This is a genomic window from Labrenzia sp. CP4 (genome assembly GCF_001579905.1).
Taxonomy (GTDB): Bacteria; Pseudomonadota; Alphaproteobacteria; order Rhizobiales; family Stappiaceae; genus Roseibium; species Roseibium algicola.
This window is the reverse complement of the sequence record NZ_CP011927.1, coordinates 1,031,639-1,049,210: the sequence shown is the minus strand read 5'-3', so window position 1 is coordinate 1,049,210 and position 17,572 is coordinate 1,031,639. Positions and strand designations below refer to the sequence as shown.

12 protein-coding genes and 1 riboswitch are annotated in these 17,572 nt (G+C 59.7%); of the genes, 2 read left to right on the top strand and 10 right to left on the bottom strand.

Annotated features, from left to right (window positions below; genetic code table 11):
* The first annotated feature begins 140 nt into the window (after positions 1 to 140).
* On the top strand, positions 141 to 1,025 hold the full coding sequence (gene rpoH / locus ACP90_RS04945) for an RNA polymerase sigma factor RpoH (RefSeq protein ID WP_062487082.1): 885 nt from the start codon (positions 141 to 143) through the stop codon (positions 1,023 to 1,025).
* A 302-nt stretch (positions 1,026 to 1,327) separates the two neighbouring features.
* On the opposite strand, the gene ACP90_RS04940 is transcribed toward rpoH, so the two are convergent.
* From ACP90_RS04940 to ACP90_RS04920, 5 genes are all read right to left on the bottom strand, one after another.
* Positions 1,328 to 2,269 carry an ABC transporter substrate-binding protein gene (locus tag ACP90_RS04940; RefSeq protein WP_023003424.1) on the bottom strand — a complete coding sequence of 314 codons (942 nt, stop codon included), beginning with the start codon at positions 2,267 to 2,269 and terminating at the stop codon, positions 1,328 to 1,330.
* A gap of 22 nt (positions 2,270 to 2,291) precedes the next feature.
* Positions 2,292 to 3,137 (bottom strand): ABC transporter permease, encoded by an 846-nt coding sequence (locus ACP90_RS04935; protein WP_322853542.1) that lies wholly within the window; start codon positions 3,135 to 3,137, stop codon positions 2,292 to 2,294.
* Between the two features lie 57 nt (positions 3,138 to 3,194).
* A riboswitch (TPP riboswitch) is annotated at positions 3,195 to 3,301 on the bottom strand.
* 81 nt (positions 3,302 to 3,382) lie between these two features.
* Positions 3,383 to 5,155, bottom strand: coding sequence for a hypothetical protein (locus ACP90_RS04930; RefSeq protein ID WP_062487079.1), 1,773 nt, complete (start codon positions 5,153 to 5,155; stop codon positions 3,383 to 3,385).
* A gap of 264 nt (positions 5,156 to 5,419) precedes the next feature.
* Positions 5,420 to 6,712, bottom strand: coding sequence for an adenylosuccinate synthase (locus tag ACP90_RS04925; RefSeq protein ID WP_023003427.1), 1,293 nt, complete (start codon positions 6,710 to 6,712; stop codon positions 5,420 to 5,422).
* Positions 6,713 to 6,995: 283 nt separating this feature from the next.
* On the bottom strand, positions 6,996 to 8,267 hold the full coding sequence (locus tag ACP90_RS04920; protein ID WP_077291776.1) for an MFS transporter: 1,272 nt from the start codon (positions 8,265 to 8,267) through the stop codon (positions 6,996 to 6,998).
* Between the two features lie 311 nt (positions 8,268 to 8,578).
* Between ACP90_RS04920 and ACP90_RS04910 the strand changes: the two genes are divergently transcribed.
* Positions 8,579 to 9,475, top strand: a complete 897-nt coding sequence (locus tag ACP90_RS04910) for a DMT family transporter (RefSeq protein ID WP_062487077.1) — start codon at positions 8,579 to 8,581, stop codon at positions 9,473 to 9,475.
* 158 nt (positions 9,476 to 9,633) lie between these two features.
* On the opposite strand, the gene serA is transcribed toward ACP90_RS04910, so the two are convergent.
* The 5 genes from serA to ftsH all read right to left on the bottom strand — a co-directional run bounded on the left by serA (position 9,634) and on the right by ftsH (position 17,459).
* On the bottom strand, positions 9,634 to 11,220 hold the full coding sequence (gene serA / locus ACP90_RS04905; protein WP_062487075.1) for a phosphoglycerate dehydrogenase: 1,587 nt from the start codon (positions 11,218 to 11,220) through the stop codon (positions 9,634 to 9,636).
* Between the two features lie 78 nt (positions 11,221 to 11,298).
* Positions 11,299 to 12,477: a phosphoserine transaminase gene (locus ACP90_RS04900; protein ID WP_023003431.1), complete on the bottom strand. Its 1,179-nt coding sequence runs from the start codon at positions 12,475 to 12,477 to the stop codon at positions 11,299 to 11,301.
* A gap of 276 nt (positions 12,478 to 12,753) precedes the next feature.
* Entirely contained in the window at positions 12,754 to 13,575 is an 822-nt protein-coding gene (locus tag ACP90_RS04895) for an outer membrane protein (RefSeq protein WP_055661206.1), read from the bottom strand.
* 434 nt (positions 13,576 to 14,009) lie between these two features.
* Positions 14,010 to 15,353, bottom strand: a complete 1,344-nt coding sequence (gene glmM, locus ACP90_RS04890; RefSeq protein WP_023003434.1) for a phosphoglucosamine mutase — start codon at positions 15,351 to 15,353, stop codon at positions 14,010 to 14,012.
* 186 nt (positions 15,354 to 15,539) lie between these two features.
* Positions 15,540 to 17,459 carry an ATP-dependent zinc metalloprotease FtsH gene (gene ftsH / locus ACP90_RS04885; protein ID WP_023003435.1) on the bottom strand — a complete coding sequence of 640 codons (1,920 nt, stop codon included), beginning with the start codon at positions 17,457 to 17,459 and terminating at the stop codon, positions 15,540 to 15,542.
* Positions 17,460 to 17,572: the final 113 nt, after the last annotated feature.

Here is a 17,572-nt window from a genome sequence, read left to right as displayed (position 1 = left end):
TTGGACCTATATTAGAAGCTCTTGTGTGCCTGTACGGACACTATTGTGCGTCCGCCTTCCCTCAAAAATGGCTTGCTTGCGTATCACTGCGGGGCAGCGGGAGGAAGGGGTCGCAAACTTGACGAAAGGGGGTGCATGTTATGGCCCAGAACGTTCCGACGCTTACAGCAGGGGAAGGCGGTCTTAGCCGGTATCTGGACGAGATCCGCAAGTTTCCGATGCTTCAGCCGCAGGAAGAGTACATGCTCGCCAAGCGCTACAAAGAGCATGAAGACCCTGAAGCTGCAGAACGCCTAGTCAATTCCCATCTACGCCTCGTCGCCAAGATTGCCATGGGTTACCGCGGGTATGGCCTGCCGATCGGAGAAGTCGTTTCCGAAGGCAACGTCGGCCTGATGCAAGCGGTCAAGCGCTTTGAACCGGACAAGGGGTTCCGGCTCGCGACCTATGCCATGTGGTGGATCAAGGCGGCTATCCAGGAATACATCCTGCGCTCATGGTCCCTCGTGAAAATGGGAACCACGGCCAACCAGAAACGCCTGTTCTTCAACCTGCGTCGCCTCAAGGGCAAGATCCAGGCGTTGGACGAAGGCGATCTGAAGCCGCATCAGGTCTCTGAGATTGCCACCAAACTCGGGGTGTCCGAGGAGGAAGTGGTGTCCATGAACCGCCGTCTGGGCGGCGATGCCAGCCTGAATGCGCCTGTGCGCGCGGAAGCTGATGCCGGTGAATGGCAGGACTGGCTTGTCGATGAAAGCGACAGTCAGGAAACCCTGCTTGCCAATCAGGAAGAGCTGGACATGCGTCGCAAGATGCTGAACGACGCGATGGACGTACTCAACGAGCGCGAACGGCGCATCTTTGAAGCACGCCGCCTGGCCGAAGATCCGATGACGCTGGAAGACCTTTCGGGCGAATTCGGTGTCAGCCGCGAGCGCGTCCGCCAGATCGAGGTTCGCGCTTTCGAAAAGGTTCAGAAAGCCGTGCGCAACAGCGCCCGCACCATGGACCAACCCACGGCCTGAGATAGCCAAACCTGGAAAAAACAAAAAAGCGCTGGAGCCCAGGCTCCAGCGCTTTTCTTTTGCTTGAAAGTCCTTCCCGGTGTCATCCCGGACGCAGCACAGCGAAGATCCGGGATCGGAGAGCCCGGAAGCCATCGCCTGAAAACCACAGACACTTACAGAGACTTCCGCCTCCCCGGCCCCGGCTCGCGCTACGCTTGGCCGGGGTGACGACGGAGAGAGGGAGCTTCTTTGCCGGTGGTCAGAAGCGCTGGAGACTGGCTCCAGTGCCGTCTTGTCCCTGGCAACGTTCCTTCAACCCCTCAGCGGATTTCGGCCGTGTAGCTCTCCACCGGCACGACCTTGCTGATCAGACCGGCTTCGGCCATGAACTCTGCAAAGCGCTGGTAGCGGCCTTCATCAAGTGCAGCCGGACGCTTGGCGAACCGCGGCAACGTATCGAACCATGCACGCCTGTTCAGCTCGTCATTGAGGTTCGGATACGCTTCTATGAAGGCATTCCAGGCTTCTTCCGGGTGATTGCTCAGGTAGATGGTGGCCGCTTCCACGGCTGCCAGGAACTTGGCGAAGCGCGGATCGTCCGTCTTGTCCTTGTTGACGACATAGATCAGCTCATCAAAGATCGGCACGCCGTTTTCTTCGGGGAAGAAGGCCTTGCCGGGTTTGCCTTCGATTTCGAGCTGGGTGAGCTCGAAATTCCGATATGCGCCGATCACCGCATCCACCTGACCGGCAAGCAGAGAGCCTGACAACGCGAAATTCACGTTCACCAGCTCGACATCATCCATGGTCAAACCGGCCGAACGCAGCATCTGGCCCAGCATCGCGTCCTCGAAGCCGGAAACGGAAAAGCCGACACTCTTGCCCTTGAGGTCCTTCAGTTCCTGTATCGGGCCGTCCTTCAGCACGATGAGAGAATTGAGGGGCGTTTCCACCAGCGTACCGATCCATTTCAGCGGCAGCTCTTCCTCGATTTGCGCATGAAGCGTCGGCTGATAGGACACTGCGATATCGCCCTGCCCGGCAGCAACCAGTTTCGGCGGCATTGCCGGGTCCGCCGGTTCGATGATCTCAACCTCGAGACCTTCTGCCTCGAAGAAACCCTTGGTCTGCGCAGTTACCAGCGGCGCGTGATCCGGATTGATGAACCAGTCGAGCAGCAAGGTCAGTTTCTCACTGGCCTGTACCGGCCCCGATGCCAGCAGCCCGGCGGCCAATGCGAGTGACAGGATTTGTTTTTTCATGAGGTCCTCCGTAGAGCGGCAGCTAGGTGAGCGGCTGCCAGGGAACAAGAAGTCGGGTGAGATGGTTCACGGCAAAGCGCATGATCAGCACCATCGCCGCGAGCAGGATCAGGGCGGCGAACATCATGTCCGCCTGCATCCGGTTGCTGCTTTGAAGCATGATGAAGGCAAGGCCTCCTTTTGCCCCGGCCCATTCGCCGATGATCGCCCCCATGGGAGCGAACACCGCGGCCACCCGCAGGCCGGAGGCAAACGCCGGCAAGCCTGACGGCAGGCGAAAGAACCAGAGTTCCTTCAGGCGAGACAGACGATAAAGCCGGGCGAGATCGCACAAACCCGGGTCAAGCCGCTGCAGGCCATCGAAAAACGTCGATGTAACCGTGAAGAAGATGACCAGGATGATGACGACGATCTTGGAGGCCAGCCCGAAACCGAGCCAGAGCACCAGGATCGGCGCGATTGCGAAAACAGGCAGGGCCTGCGTCACCAGAATGGGCGGCATGGCGAACCTTGCAGCAATCGGAAACAGCCACAAAAGAACGGAAAGCAATGCCCCGGCGGCTGCCCCCAGCACAAACCCGAGCACCGTCTCATAGGCGGTGATGCCGGCATGATGCAGAAGGAAGCCTGCGTGTTTGACAAAGGCTGTAAAGACGCGGTCCGGACCCGGCAGGATATAATGCTGGGTGTCGAACACATGGACGATTGCCGCCCAGATAGCGACAGTCAGCAGGAGGCCGAGTATGGTCCTGGCAACAGCTTTCACAAACGCCATCATCCCGCAGCCCCCGCCGCCATTGGCCAACAGGAACGCATGAAAGCCGATACCGGCATTCGGATGTGCGGCGACCGCAGTGGTCGCAGACAAGTACGCATAGGATCTCCCGTCTTCGGACAAGCCGAAAATGACAATGGAGATCCGGGAATAGGCTAAGGATTCCGTCCCTTCGCCGGCATGACCCGGATCAGGTTCTAAGGGTTCGGCATTACGCCATCTCAGCTCCGGTAACCGGAACACCCCTCGGACCAAGGCGGACCATGCCTTGTGTGACGGAAAAAGGCAAGCCGCCGTGAGGCGGCTTCTTCAGATTTTGAAAGGAGGCAGGCTGGCGCTTAGCCGGCTTGCCAGGACGTGATCGCCTTTTCTACGGCTTCTGCACCGGCGGTTCCCTTTTCCAGGGTCAGGATGCCGCGCTTGCCGTTTTCGTAAAGCATCGGAATGTCGATCCAGCCGCGTTCACGCAGCAGGGCGAGATTGCGTTGCTGCTCGTTCGGCAAGCTGGAAAGGGCAATCCAGAAAAAGCCCGGAGACACTTTCACGGAAGCGCCGATCAGCGCATCGCCACGAGCTTCTTCCGTAGGCTTCATGACCAAGCCTGGCACGTTGACGACGTCACCCGGAGCGAAGTTTTCCGGGAACTCGTACTTGATCTCGACCAGATGGCTGGCGGGCAAGGAAGTATCGTCATTCGGCTTGATGCGAATATCGACCTTCACATCCCGCTCGGGGATTTCAATGGAGGCGCTCAGAACCGCGAGAGCCTTGCCGTCCAGATTCGTTTCTTCATCGACACCCCAAACGACTGCGCCTTGCGCAGCCGTTCCGGCACCACCGGACTCTTCCCCTTCTTCGTAAAGGATAGAGCGCTGCACCGAGGAATCCGCCGCCGTGGCGGACGGAGCCGGTGAAGTTTCGTCAGGCGAGATGGCCGAGAGATTGTCTTCCGGCACCGCAATCGGGCTTTCGGTGGTCGCAGAAGACTGATCGTTTTCTCCGCTCGTCACGATGGACGGCTGGGAAGGTTCGGGCGCAGCGGAAGCTGGTGTATCGACCTGCGGTGTATCGGCCGGCGCAGGCGAATCAGACTGTCCGGTAATCGTCGTCGTGGTTACCGTGCGTGCATCCGGGGCAACCACATCCGTCTCGCCTTCGTTCAACAGGCGGTCGGTGTTTTTCGAAGGCTCTTCACCTTCTACGGCAGGGGCAGCGGTCGAAGGCTCCGGCGTGGTGTCCGGCTGCGTATCGACAGGCGTTTGCGAAGAAGACGCGACCGGCACATTGCCGCTGTCGGCTGTCTCATCGCCCGCAGGCATCAGGAAATAGGCTCCGGCGCCCAGGATCACCAGCAACAGGAAACCCGCAGCAATGACGATCGGAACGGTGCGGCTGCCGGATGAATCACCGCGCAGCGCATCCGAAGCACTCGGCTTGGCGCGCTTGGAGCGGCTTTTCTTGGAGGCCGATTTGTCCTTCGGCTTGGCTGTTTCCTCGCCTGGATAAACCTGGTCGGCGGGATCGGCCGCACCGGTGGTATCTGCAGGCTCGAACAGGCCATCATCTGTCTGTTCCGGCTGCACAGGTCCGCCGAAAGAGGGCTCCTGGCGCACAGGCGCAGTGCTCGGGTCGGCAGCTTCCTTGGCGTGGTGAACAGCCTGGCTGGCCGCGGTGCCAAGCGCTTCGGCCTGTGTCAGGGTTTCCTTCAAGGGCGACGGAGCCGGGGTATCCACCACCGGTGCTGCAGTTGTTTCAGGTTCCTGTGGTGCAGGCGCAGGCGCTTCCGGCGCAGCCTCTGCCACCGGCTCAGCCGGAGGCGGTGTCACGGGCGGCGCGGAAACCTGCGGCGCCGGGGTCGGCGTTTCGACCTTCGGAACAGTGGGGCTGAGACCGAGGCTTTCGCGGGCGGCTTCGGCTTCCACCTTGCGAATGGCTTCTTCCAGACGCAGCTGCTCGGCCGTGATCTCGGACGGCGCCAGCGGCGGCTCATAGGCTTTCAGCTGATTGACGATGGCATTGCGCGCACGGCTGTAGACGCTTCTGCGTGCAGCACCATTGTTTTCAGGTAAAGACGCGATCGTTTTCTTCAGAATTGAATAGTAATCAGCCATCTTCCTGCCTACCGGCCGACTGCAAGGATCTGTTCTGCGGGCCCGAGATTTCGTTTCATTCTCAGGCTTATAGCAAGTTTTTCGAAAACCGGTGCTATTTCTTCAATAACTTCGCCGCGACAGAGAACCTCGCAGTACCCTTTTCCTAACACAGATTGTTTGTTCGGCACACACATGGAACGCCGAAAACGAAAGGTGGTTGCGTGCGGTGATTCGCGGCACGCAACCGCAGTCCTTAATAATGTGCTTCTAACGTCACAGATCTCAATCCTGGAAGGGATTCTGCACAAGAATTGTGTCGTCCCGTTCCGGACTTGTCGACAGAAGAGCGACCGGAGCACCGATCAGCTCTTCGACGTGACGCACATATTTGATCGCCTGCGCCGGCAGATCGGCCCAGGTGCGAGCACCTTCGGTCGATTCCTTCCAGCCCGGCAGGCTTTCGTAAATCGGCTTCACGCGCTCCTGGGCACCCTGCGAAGCCGGCAGATAATCGATGCGCTCGCCGTCCAGTTCGTAGCCGATGCAGATCTTGATTTCATCAAGACCGTCCAGAACATCCAGCTTGGTCAGCGCGATGCCGGTGATGCCCGAGGTGCAGACGGTCTGGCGCACCAGCACAGCGTCGAACCAGCCGCAGCGACGACGGCGGCCGGTAACCGTACCGAACTCGTGACCGCGCGTGCCGAGGAACTCGCCGATCTCGTCCTTCAGTTCGGTCGGGAACGGTCCCTCACCGACGCGTGTCGTATAGGCCTTGGTAATACCGAGCACATAGTTGATCGAATTCGGGCCAAGGCCACTGCCTGCCGCAGCCTGGCCGGCGACCGTGTTGGACGACGTCACGAAGGGATAGGTGCCGTGGTCGATGTCGAGCAACGCGCCCTGTGCACCTTCGAAAAGGATACGCTTGCCCTGACGGCGCAGATCGTCCAGCAGGTACCAGACCTTGTCCATGTAGGGCAGGACCTTGTCCGCAACGCTGGCAAGTTCGTCGTAGATCGCCTGGGCGGAAACCTCATCCTGGCCAAGACCCCGGCGTAGCGCATTGTGGTGCGTCAGCAAGCGGTCGATCTTGGCTGGCAGAGTGGCAAGGTTCTTCAGGTCCATCAAACGGATAGCGCGGCGGCCAACCTTGTCTTCATACGCAGGTCCGATACCGCGCTTGGTGGTGCCGATGCGCGTTCCGGTGTTGGAATTCTCGCGCAACGCATCAAGCTCGCGGTGCAGAGACAGGATCAGCGTTGCGTTCTCGGCAACACGCAGGCTTTCCGGCGTCACCACGACGCCCTGCTTGCTGAGGCGTTCGACTTCCTCTGCCAGCGCATGCGGATCCAGCACGACGCCGTTGCCGATGACGGACAGCTTGCCTTCGCGTGCAACCCCGGACGGCAGGAGAGACAGCTTGTAGCTGACACCGTCGATGACAAGGGTATGACCGGCATTGTGCCCGCCCTGGAACCTTACGATGACATCGGCTTGTTCCGACAACCAGTCGACAATCTTGCCTTTGCCTTCGTCACCCCATTGCGAACCGACAACAACCACATTCGCCATCTAGACTTTGCTCTCCTGAAGCAGCTTCCGCACCATCCAAAACTTGTCCGGGGTGCCAACACGACAAGCCCCGGCAACCGGACCGGGGCAAACGGCGCGGACTATAGACAGGTTTCCCTGCTCATGCGAGTCTCCGCAGGGAGATTGAGAGCCAAAAGCAGGTTTTTTTGCCAGCTCTCCTGATCGGCCCGGTCACCCCTGTGACAATTGACCAGTCATGACGTGCACCTGAACGGACTTTTCCCGGATTAGACTGCATTTGCGGCAATGTCGCGACGGCAGATTATTTAGCCGGTGGCTCACCTGCATCCGGCTTGTCGTTGCGCGCAAGCCTGAAGATCATCGGCGACGTGCGCAGCAGCCAGACAAAGCGATGCCGCTTGCTTGCGGGAACAGCGTCCCGGCTGACGATCCGCGCGAAGATGAACACCACGAGCGACAGGTGCAGCGTGGCGGTATAGAGGAAGAAGGCCGAGGGGCCGAATTGCTCCATCACCAGTGAGGCAATGAACGGCCCCGCCATGGCGCCGACGCCATAGGCAAGCGTGAGCCCTGCCACCACATCGATGAATTGTCCCGGCTCGGCATTGTCGTTGGCATGGGCCGCACAAAGCGAATAGAGCGGCAGGGCAAATCCGCCGAACAGGAAGACGCCTGCAAAAAGCTCCAGCCGGGTCGAAGACCCCGAAATGAAGAGACAGGCCAGCCCGGCACCGACGGTAAAGACACCGAGCACGACACGCCGGTCGAGCCGGTCGGACAGCCAGCCTGCGGGATACTGGAAGATTGCCCCGGCAAAGACCCAGATCGCGATGAACGCGGCAACCGTTTCAAGCCCCAGTCCAATTCCTTCCGCATAAACCGGACCAACCATGCGGAACGCACCGTTGGTGAGGCCAATGGTGAAGACGGCGACAAGGGCGACCGGAGACACGCGCCACAACATGAGCGGATCGAAGAACCGCGCGGGCGGCGCTGCGGGATTGCGCTCACTTGTCAGGGAGATCGGCACCAGCGCGAAACAGAACAGGATGGCCAGAACGATCAGAATATCCGGACCAAGCGGACCGAACGCGGGCAGCATGAACTGGCTGCCCATGACGGCGATCATGTCGACTATCCGGTAGACGGAAAGGATCCGCCCGCGGGACGAATTGGTGGCGATGGAATTGAGCCAGCTTTCCAGAACCATCGTCGTGCCGCAAAAAGCCGCCCCGCTCACCAGACGCACGACCATCCAGAGCCAGCCGGCGGGTGTGAAGGCAATCGCCAGAATGGCGATGGCGCTGATTGCAGCCAGCGTGGAAAAGACGCGAATGTGCCCTGCCCGCGCGATCAGAAAAGGTGTCAGCAGCACACCGACGATCATGCCGCCGAAATAGCACGACCCCAGCAACCCGATGAGCGCATCGGACATGCCTTCCGATTTGGCGCGCACCGAAATCATTGTCACGGAAAGTCCGTTCGCACCCAGGAGGCAAGCGGCAGCAACCAGCAACGGTGTCAAACGTCCGGCAAGCGATCTGGAATCCGCTGCGGGGGCAACCTGGGTCATGAATGAAGAACTCTTCCGAGCAGCCGAAGAAAACGCGGCCTCGATACTGTTGCCGGAGTGAACCGACTGCGCAAGCCCAGGACCGACGCTTGCACAGACAAAACGGACAGGCCGCCTCAATTCGTCGTCGAAAGCAGGAAGGCAGCCCGGACAATGCCCACCTTCACCTCACCGGTCTTGGCGGCCCGACGAACAAGGGGCGCCCCAAAGCATCACGCCCCATCCTCACAAGGTCCTCTACTCGCGTTTCGGGTGTTCTTCCTTCCGGTGGGGTGATACCTGAGAGACATCACTCAATCAGAGATCGTGCAATGCCACTTCGTAACTGGATCATGCTGACCGTCCTTGGCGCCATCTGGGGCGGGTCCTTTTTGTTCGCAAAGGTGGCCGTTGCCGAAATCCCGCCGTTTGTTCTCGTGTTCCTGCGTGTTTCCATTGCCTGCACGGTCCTGCTGATGATCCTTTGGCATCATGGCATGTTGAACCGGCTGGAGAAAAAATATGCCGTGCCGTTTCTGGTCATGGGACTGCTGAACAACGCCATTCCCTTTTCTCTCCTGTTTCTCGGACAGACAGAAATCGGTGCGGGCCTCGCATCCATCCTGAATGCAACGACGCCTGTCTTCACGGTGATCGTGGCTGGTCTGCTGACGAAACAGGAAACGCTTCAGGGCAACAGGATTGCCGGTGTGGTGCTGGGTGTTGCAGGTGTCGCCATCATGTTGTGGAGCAGCCTGTCGGGCCTTGCGAGCGACCCGTTGTGGGCACAGCTTTGCTGCCTGGGTGCCGCGATCTCCTATGCCTGCGCGGCGACCTTCGCCCGCCGCTTCAAGACGCTGCCGCCGCAAGTGACGGCAACGGGTCAGTTGCTCGGCTCGACCACCCTCATGCTGCCGGTCGCTCTTCTGACTGCCGGTAGCTGGACCATGGCCGATCCCAGCCTGACGGCCTGGCTCAATGTGCTCGCGCTCGGCGTATTGGCAACCGCCCTTGCCTACCTGATCTATTTCCAGATTCTGGCCGAAGCCGGCGCGACCAACGCTTCGCTGGTCACGCTCCTTGTCCCGGCAAGCGCTCTCTTCTTCGGCTGGCTGATCCTGGGAGAAAATCTGGGTGTGCTTCAGCTTGGCGGCTTTGCCGTGCTGCTGGCAGGCCTCGTTGTCCTTGACGGGCGCATCCTCAAAAAGCGCCGCGCGCCAGCGGTCTGAGCGGCTCGGGAAAAAAGGAGCCTTCTGCAAAAGGCAGAAGGCTCAAGCGCCAGGAACTTGGGCTGCACCTGACGTACATCCGGAAGGCGCGATTAGGGGCACGCACCCTTTTTGACCGGATAGCGGATCAGCGGGCGTTCCGTTGAACGCCAGCCATTCTAGAAATGCAGGGCCTTGACCTGCTTGACGTGGGAAACGGCCTCCAGCCGTGCCAGAACCTCCGCAGACACGTCGCCATCCACCTCCACAAGGCAGATCGCATCGTCACCGGGGGCCAGACGGCCGAGATGGAAGGTCGCGATGTTGACGCCGCTGTTGCCGAGTTCCATCCCGAGGTGTCCGATGAAGCCCGGCTTGTCCTCGTTGGTGATGTAAAGCATCTGCGGGCCGAGCTCGGCCTCCATGTTGATGCCCTTCACCTGGATGATCCGCGGTTTTCCGTCGGCAAAGACCGTGCCTGCGACCGAACGTTCCTGACGCTGGGTGATCACCGTAAGGCGCATGTAGGTCTCGTAGGCGCCGTCTTTTTCGCGGCGGATTTCCTCGATTTTCATGCCCCGTTCCTTGGCAAGGATGGGCGCGGAAACCATGTTGACCGTCTGCAGGAGCGGCGTCAGCAGCCCCGTCAAGGCAGCTGCAGTCAGCGCCTGTACGTTCATCTCGGCAACGGCACCGGCATATTCCAGGCGAACCCCTTCGATGCCGGTCTCCGTCAGCTGCCCCGCGAAAGAGCCCAACTGTTCGGCCAACCGCACGAACGGCACCAGCTTGGGTGCTTCCTCGGCAGTAATGGACGGCATGTTGAGCGCGTTGCGGACTGCGCCCTGTAGCAGGTAGTCGCACATCTGCTCTGCCACCTGCAGCGCAACGTTTTCCTGGGCTTCCGTGGTGGAAGCCCCCAGGTGCGGCGTCGAGACGAAGTTCGGCGCGCCGAACAGCAGGTTTTCCTTGGCTGGTTCCTCGACAAAGACGTCGAACGCCGCCCCGCCAAGTTTGCCCGCGTCCAGGGCCGCCCGCACTGCCGCCTCATCCGCAAGCCCGCCTCGGGCACAGTTGATCAGATACGCGCCCTTGCGCATCTTCTCGATGGCCTTGGCATCGATGATGTTGCGCGTCTTGTCGGTGAGCGGTGTGTGCAGTGTGATAAAGTCGGACCGGCACAAGAGGCCGTCAAGCTCGACTTTCTCGACACCTAGCGCAACGGCCCTTTCCGGCGTCAGGAAGGGATCGAAGGCGATCACTTTCATCTTCAGGCCGATAGCCCGGTCCGCCACGATAGAGCCAATATTGCCGCAGCCGATCAACCCGAGGGTCTTCCCGGTAAGTTCACGGCCCATGAAACGGGATTTCTCCCATTTGCCTGCCTGGGTCGAGGCATCCGCCGCCGGGATCTGACGCGCAACCGCCATCATCATCGAGATGGCATGTTCGGCAGTGGTGATCGCGTTGCCGAAGGGCGTGTTCATGACGATGATACCGCGCGCGGTCGCCTTGGGAATGTCGACATTGTCGACGCCGATCCCGGCACGGCCGATCACCTTCAGATTTTCAGCCGCTGCAATGATTTTTTCCGTAACCTTGGTGGCCGAACGGATTGCCAGACCATCGTATTTTCCGATGATCTCCAGCAGTTTTTCCTTGTCCTTGCCGACGTCCGGCAGGAAGTCCACGTCGATGCCGCGATCCTTGAAGATCTGCACGGCAGCGTCCGACAGCTTGTCGGAAATTAGTACCTTGGGAGCCATTGGAGCCTCTCCTTGAATACGAGAAACGATCCGGGCAGCGCACCGCCCGGGACTTTTGTCGTTGAAGGATGAACAGGCTCAGGCGGCCTGGGGCAGCTTCGCTTTTTCCGACTGGAACGCCCAGTCAAGCCAATGGGTCAGGGCCTGAAGATCGCTCGTCTCGACGGTCGCGCCGGCCCAGATCCGAAGACCGGACGGTGCATCGCGGTAAGCGCCGATGTCATAGGCGATGCCTTCAGCGTCGAGCGTACCGGCAAGAGCCTTGGCAAAAGCGGCCTGCTGGTCTGCAGTGAGCGAAAGAATGCCCGGATCCGTGACCTTGAGGCAGACGGACGTGTTCGACCGCGTTGCCGGGTCAACTGCAAGAAAATCGACCCAGGAGGTCTTTTCCGCCCAGTCGGCAAGCACCTTGAGGTTGGCATCAGCGCGGGCACGCAGGCCGGACAGCCCACCCAGGCCGTCGGCCCACTTGAGGGCGTCGATATAGTCTTCGACACAGAGCATGGACGGCGTGTTGATGGTCTCGCCCTTGAAGATGCCCTCGATCAGTTTGCCGCCCTTGGTCATGCGGAAGATCTTCGGCATCGGCCAGGCCGGCGTATAGCTTTCGAGACGCTCGACCGCGCGCGGGCTGAGGATAAGCATGCCATGTGCAGCTTCCCCGCCCAGCACTTTCTGCCAGGAGAATGTCACGACGTCGAGCTTGTCGAACGCAAGGTCCTGCGCAAATGCGGCGGAGGTCGCATCGCAGATGGTCAGGCCTTCGCGGTCGGCCGGGATCCAGTCGCCGTTGGGAACACGGACGCCGGAAGTGGTGCCGTTCCAGGTGAAAACAACGTCCTTGGAGAAATCGACCGAGGCAAGATCCGGCAGTTCGCCGTAAGGCGCTTCCAGGACCCGGGCATCATCGAGCTTGAGCTGTTTGATGACGTCGGTAACCCAGCCGGAGCCGAAGCTTTCCCAGGCGAGCATTTCGACGCCACGTGCACCGAGCAGCGACCAGAGCGCCATCTCGACAGCGCCGGTGTCGGACGCCGGGACGATACCGATCCGATATCCGTCCGGCACGTTCAGCACCTTGCGGGTCAACTCGATGGCTTCGGCAAGTTTGGCCTTGCCGGGCTTGGCCCGGTGAGACCGCCCAAGCGGCGCATCGCCCAAAGCCTCAAGCGACCAGCCGGGACGCTTGGCACAGGGACCAGAAGAAAAATTGGGATTGGCCGGACGCACGTCCGGCTTGGCGGTGAGGTCTGTCATATCCGTCTACCCTCGCAGATAGTTGCCTCTCGTTGGGGAGAGGTGGCCCACCTATGGGGATAGGACCTTCCTGACCTTTGGTCAATTCAAATCACGGGTGAACGGAAAAATTCGGTCACGCCCCCTCGCCTTCCGGAAGCGTTCTCTCAGACAAGCCACCCGCACCTGAAATCAGGATTGGCTTCGCTTGGCTCAGGAGAACTCAAGGGAAAGTGTGAGCGCAAACAGGAAAAGGCCGGTCGATTGACCGGCCTTTCAAATTCGCTGATCGGAAGATCAGAAGTTGCTGGTGATCGGACCCTGAGGCTCGTAGTAGACCGGGCCGGCTGGGGCTGCGAACGTGTTGAAGGTGTAGCGCGCACCAAGGCGGAACTCGTGAGCAGTGAGATCCTCCCATTTTTCTCTCGTTCCGCCGGTGCCAGCATCCTCAAGCCTAACACTCTTTGCTTCCCCGAGGTTCTTATACCGGTACCCCGCATCCAGGCTCCAATTAGGAGTGAAAGCGTACTCAGCACCGGCCATCAAAGCCCAAGCAAAATTCCACTGACCGTTGTCACCGTCATAAGTCGGGTTTGAACCATCAGGGTTAAACGATTTCTTGTTGCTGGTGTTAACGTAGGCTGCACCGATACCAGCACCCACGTAAGGCGTAATCCTGTTCCAGGTACCAACGTCAACGTAAGCATTGAGCATTACTGTCCAGACGTCGATGTCTGCTTGCTCTTTTGAATACTGGCCGGAAGTGGCACAACCAACGCACTCTGCGTAGCCCGTTGCAGTTGCCCGTGTCTCATAATCCAGCGTCAAGTCTGTTCGAAAGTAGTCGTTAAACTGGTAACCAACACCAACACCAAACATCCAGGCGTTGTCCATGCTGGTTCGTTCATATCGCAGATCCCCAATATCAGGATCGTTAAAGCTACCGTCCGGGTCACTGTATAATTTGTAGCCAATATCGCCACGCAGGTACCAACCGCCAGCAGCCGGGACTTGCGGGATGTGCTCGATGACCGGGGTTGGCAAATCCGCGGCATATGCAGCAGTGGAAAGCGCAACAGCAAAGCCGGTCAAAGACAAACGCTTAAAGAAATTGTCCATGTCCTCGTCCTTTTCCAGTGAGCGTCCGCGTTAACCAATGCCGGACACATCAAACTTGAAAGCATACTGACGGGAATTCATTAATTGTGACTTAACTCTGTTCTTTAACCGCGTTTTTTTACCTTAAGGAAACCTTAACAGCCGAAGAAACGTCGAAAGATCAGAAACAGGCCTGCAAAATTATCAGGCAGGCCGGGGACATAGCTGCCAGAGCCGCTTGTTGTCATCCAGGTCAAATGAAACACGATGCGGATCCGGGAGGCCACCTGTCGCCACGTTTTCATGAACTTGTTAGGACTTCCCGAGAAAGTGGCATCCAGTCGCCCTGTCCAGAGGCTGTATTCCAGGTGTCATCCGGGGTTCTCCGCGGATAAGGCGCAACAAAAAAGCCGCCTCACATGGGCGGCTTTTCTTATCACTTGTTGTCTCGCCGATCAGGCCGCGGTTGTTGCCACCACGCCGGCGATATCATTGACCACCTGCTTGACCAGCTCCGCATCGTCGCCTTCCGCCATCACGCGGATCAACGGTTCGGTGCCGGAAGCTCGAATCACGAGGCGGCCGGAATTGCCAAGGCGGGCTTCGCCATCCTCGATCGCGGATTTGACCAGATCCTGCTCAAGCGGCTTGCCACCCTTGTAGCGCACATTCTTGAGGATCTGCGGTACGGGTTCGAACCGGCGGCAGACTTCCGACACGGGCTTGTCCTGATCCTTGACGCACGCAAGAACCTGCAGGCCCGCGATCAGGCCGTCGCCGGTCGTGGCAAAGTCGGACAGGACGATATGGCCGGACTGCTCGCCGCCGACATTGTAGCCGTTGGCACGCATATGCTCGACCACATAGCGGTCACCGACCTTGGTCCGGGCAAGGCCCAGCCCGAGGCTCTGAAGGTATCGCTCCAGTCCAAGATTGGACATGACCGTCGCCACGATCCCGGGCGCGGACAGGCGGTTGCTTTGCTGCCAGGACTGCGCCACCACGGCCATCAGCTGGTCGCCATCCACCACTGAACCGTTTTCATCGACGATGATGACCCGGTCCGCATCCCCATCGAGCGCAATGCCGATGTCGGCGCGTACTTCATGCACCTTGCGGGACAAGGCATCGGTCGACGTCGAGCCGCATTCCTTGTTGATGTTGAAGCCATCCGGGGTGACACCCATGGTGATCACATCCGCACCCAGCTCCCACAACGCCTCGGGCGCGACCTTGTAGGCAGCCCCGTTGGCGCAATCGATGACAACACGCAGACCTTCCAGGCTCATTTCGCGTGGCAGCGTCCGCTTGGCAAATTCGATGTAGCGCTGCTGCGCACCGTCGATCCGCTTTGCACGGCCTAGCTCGCTGGCGCTCGGCAGACGAGATGTCAGGTCGCTTTCCATCAGCTCTTCGATCGTCTTTTCGATCTGGTCGCTGAGCTTGAAGCCATCCGGGCCGAAGAACTTGATACCGTTGTCCTGGAACGGATTGTGCGAGGCAGAGATCATCACACCGAGATCGGTTCTGAGCGAGCGTGTCAGCATCGCAACCGCGGGCGTCGGCAGCGGGCCCAGCAGGAACACATCCATGCCGACCGAAGTGAAGCCTGCCACGAGGGCGTTTTCCAGCATGTAGCCGGAAAGGCGGGTGTCCTTGCCGATAACCACCCGGTGGCGGTGTCCGCCGTTCTTGAAAGCCAACCCGGCGGCCATGCCAACCTTCAGCGCCATCTCGGCGGTCATGGGATAGCTGTTCGCCTGACCGCGGATGCCGTCGGTGCCGAAAAACTTGCGCATCAAATATGCCTTGCTGATCTATCTGTCTTGGTTGCGCTCTTTGTAACGCAATCAGCCGAAGTCACGATTCAAAATATGTGAGCAATTGTTACCATTCCCTGATGGCTGGCAACCCTGTTCTTTCACCGCAAACGAAGATGCCCGGCGCAGGCCGGGCATCTGGGTTGTTCAGAATATCGGAACCGATCAGGACTGCGGCTGCGGCTCCATGCCACCGCTGGCCTCGTCGCCGCCACGCTTGGCACCGGCGGTCGGTACCGCGGACGACCGGCCGACCGGCTGGTCGTCGTCCGTGTCGCGCACCGGCGGCTTGCCATCGAGCAGACCCTTGATCTCGTCACCCGACAGGGTTTCGTACTCCAGGAGACCCTTGGCGATCGTATGCAACTGGTCTTCGTGGTCGCCCAGGATCTTCTTGGCGGTTTCATAGCCCTGATTGACGAAGGACTTGATTTCCGCATCGACGATCTTCTGGGTTTCGTCGGAAACGTGCTGGTTCTTTGCCACGGAATGCCCCAGGAACACTTCTTCCTGGTTTTCCCCGTAAAGCAGCGGACCGAGCTTGTCGGACATGCCGAACTGGGTCGCCATCGCGCGGGCCAGCTTGGTGGCCATCTGGATGTCGCCAGACGCGCCCGAAGTCACTTTCTCGTAGCCGAAGATCATTTCTTCGGCGACACGGCCACCCATGGCAACAGCAAGGTCGGCCTTGCACTTGGCGCGGGTAAGCGACACCTGGTCCTTCTCCGGCAGGCGCATGACCATGCCAAGCGCACGTCCACGCGGAATGATGGTCGCCTTGTGGATCGGATCGGAAGCTTCCTGGTGCAGAGCCACCAGCGCGTGACCGGCTTCGTGATAGGCGGTCAGCTTCTTTTCTTCCTCGGTCATCACCAGCGTGCGGCGTTCCGCACCCATCATGACCTTGTCCTTGGCGTCTTCGAACTCTGCCATGGTCACCAGTCGCTTGGAGCGGCGGGCAGCCAGAAGCGCGGCTTCGTTGACGAGGTTCATCAGGTCCGCACCGGAGAAGCCCGGAGTACCGCGTGCCAGCGTCTTGACGTCGACATCCGGTGCCAGCGGAACTTTCCGCATATGCACTTTCAGGATCTTTTCGCGGCCGGTGATATCCGGGTTCGGCACAACGATCTGGCGGTCGAAACGGCCCGGGCGCAGCAGCGCCGGGTCCAGAACGTCCGGCCGGTTGGTCGCGGCGATGATGATGATGCCTTCGTTCGGCTCGAAACCGTCCATCTCGACCAGCAGCTGGTTGAGCGTCTGTTCGCGCTCGTCGTTACCGCCGCCGAGACCGGCGCCACGATGACGGCCGACCGCGTCGATTTCGTCGATGAAGATGATGCACGGAGCATTCTTCTTGGCCTGTTCGAACATGTCGCGGACGCGGGACGCACCCACACCGACGAACATTTCCACGAAGTCGGAACCGGAAATGGTGAAGAACGGAACGTTGGCTTCACCGGCGACCGCACGCGCGGTCAGCGTCTTACCGGTACCCGGAGGGCCAACCAGCAGTACACCGCGCGGGATCCGGCCACCAAGACGCTGGAACTTCTGCGGGTCGCGCAGAAACTCGACGATTTCCTGAAGGTCTTCCTTGGCTTCGTCGATACCGGCCACGTCCTCGAAGGTTACCCGGCCGTGTGCTTCGGTCAGCAGCTTGGCCTTGGACTTGCCGAAGCCCATGGCCTTGCCGCCGGAACCCTGCATCTGGCGCATGACGAAAATCCAGATACCCAGGATGATCAGCATCGGCAGCCAGGAGAACAGCGCACCAAGCAACGGAGAGCTTTCCGCCGGCGGGCGGGCATTGATCAAGACGCCCTTGCTGCGCAGCTCATCGACATATTGCGCACCGTCAGGAGCGTAGGTCTGGAAGGCACTGCCACTGCTGTAAGTACCGGTGATCTTCTGTTCCTGAATGATGACCGATCGGATCTCGCCGTTGTCGACCTGCTTCATGAAGTCCGAATAAGCAATGTCATTCGTTGCGCCATGCTGCGCGGGACTTTGAAAAAGCTGGAACAATGCGATCAATAGCAGGGCGATGATCACCCAGAGAGCGAAGTTGCGAAAATGTGCGTTCATTTCGTTTCCTTAACCGCCCAACGCGACTAACTGCACGCGGTTACGTTTCTTTAGAGCGAAGATAGGTCGCCCAAAGCCCGCTGCCAAGGCGGTGCGCCATAGTTGCGCAGATG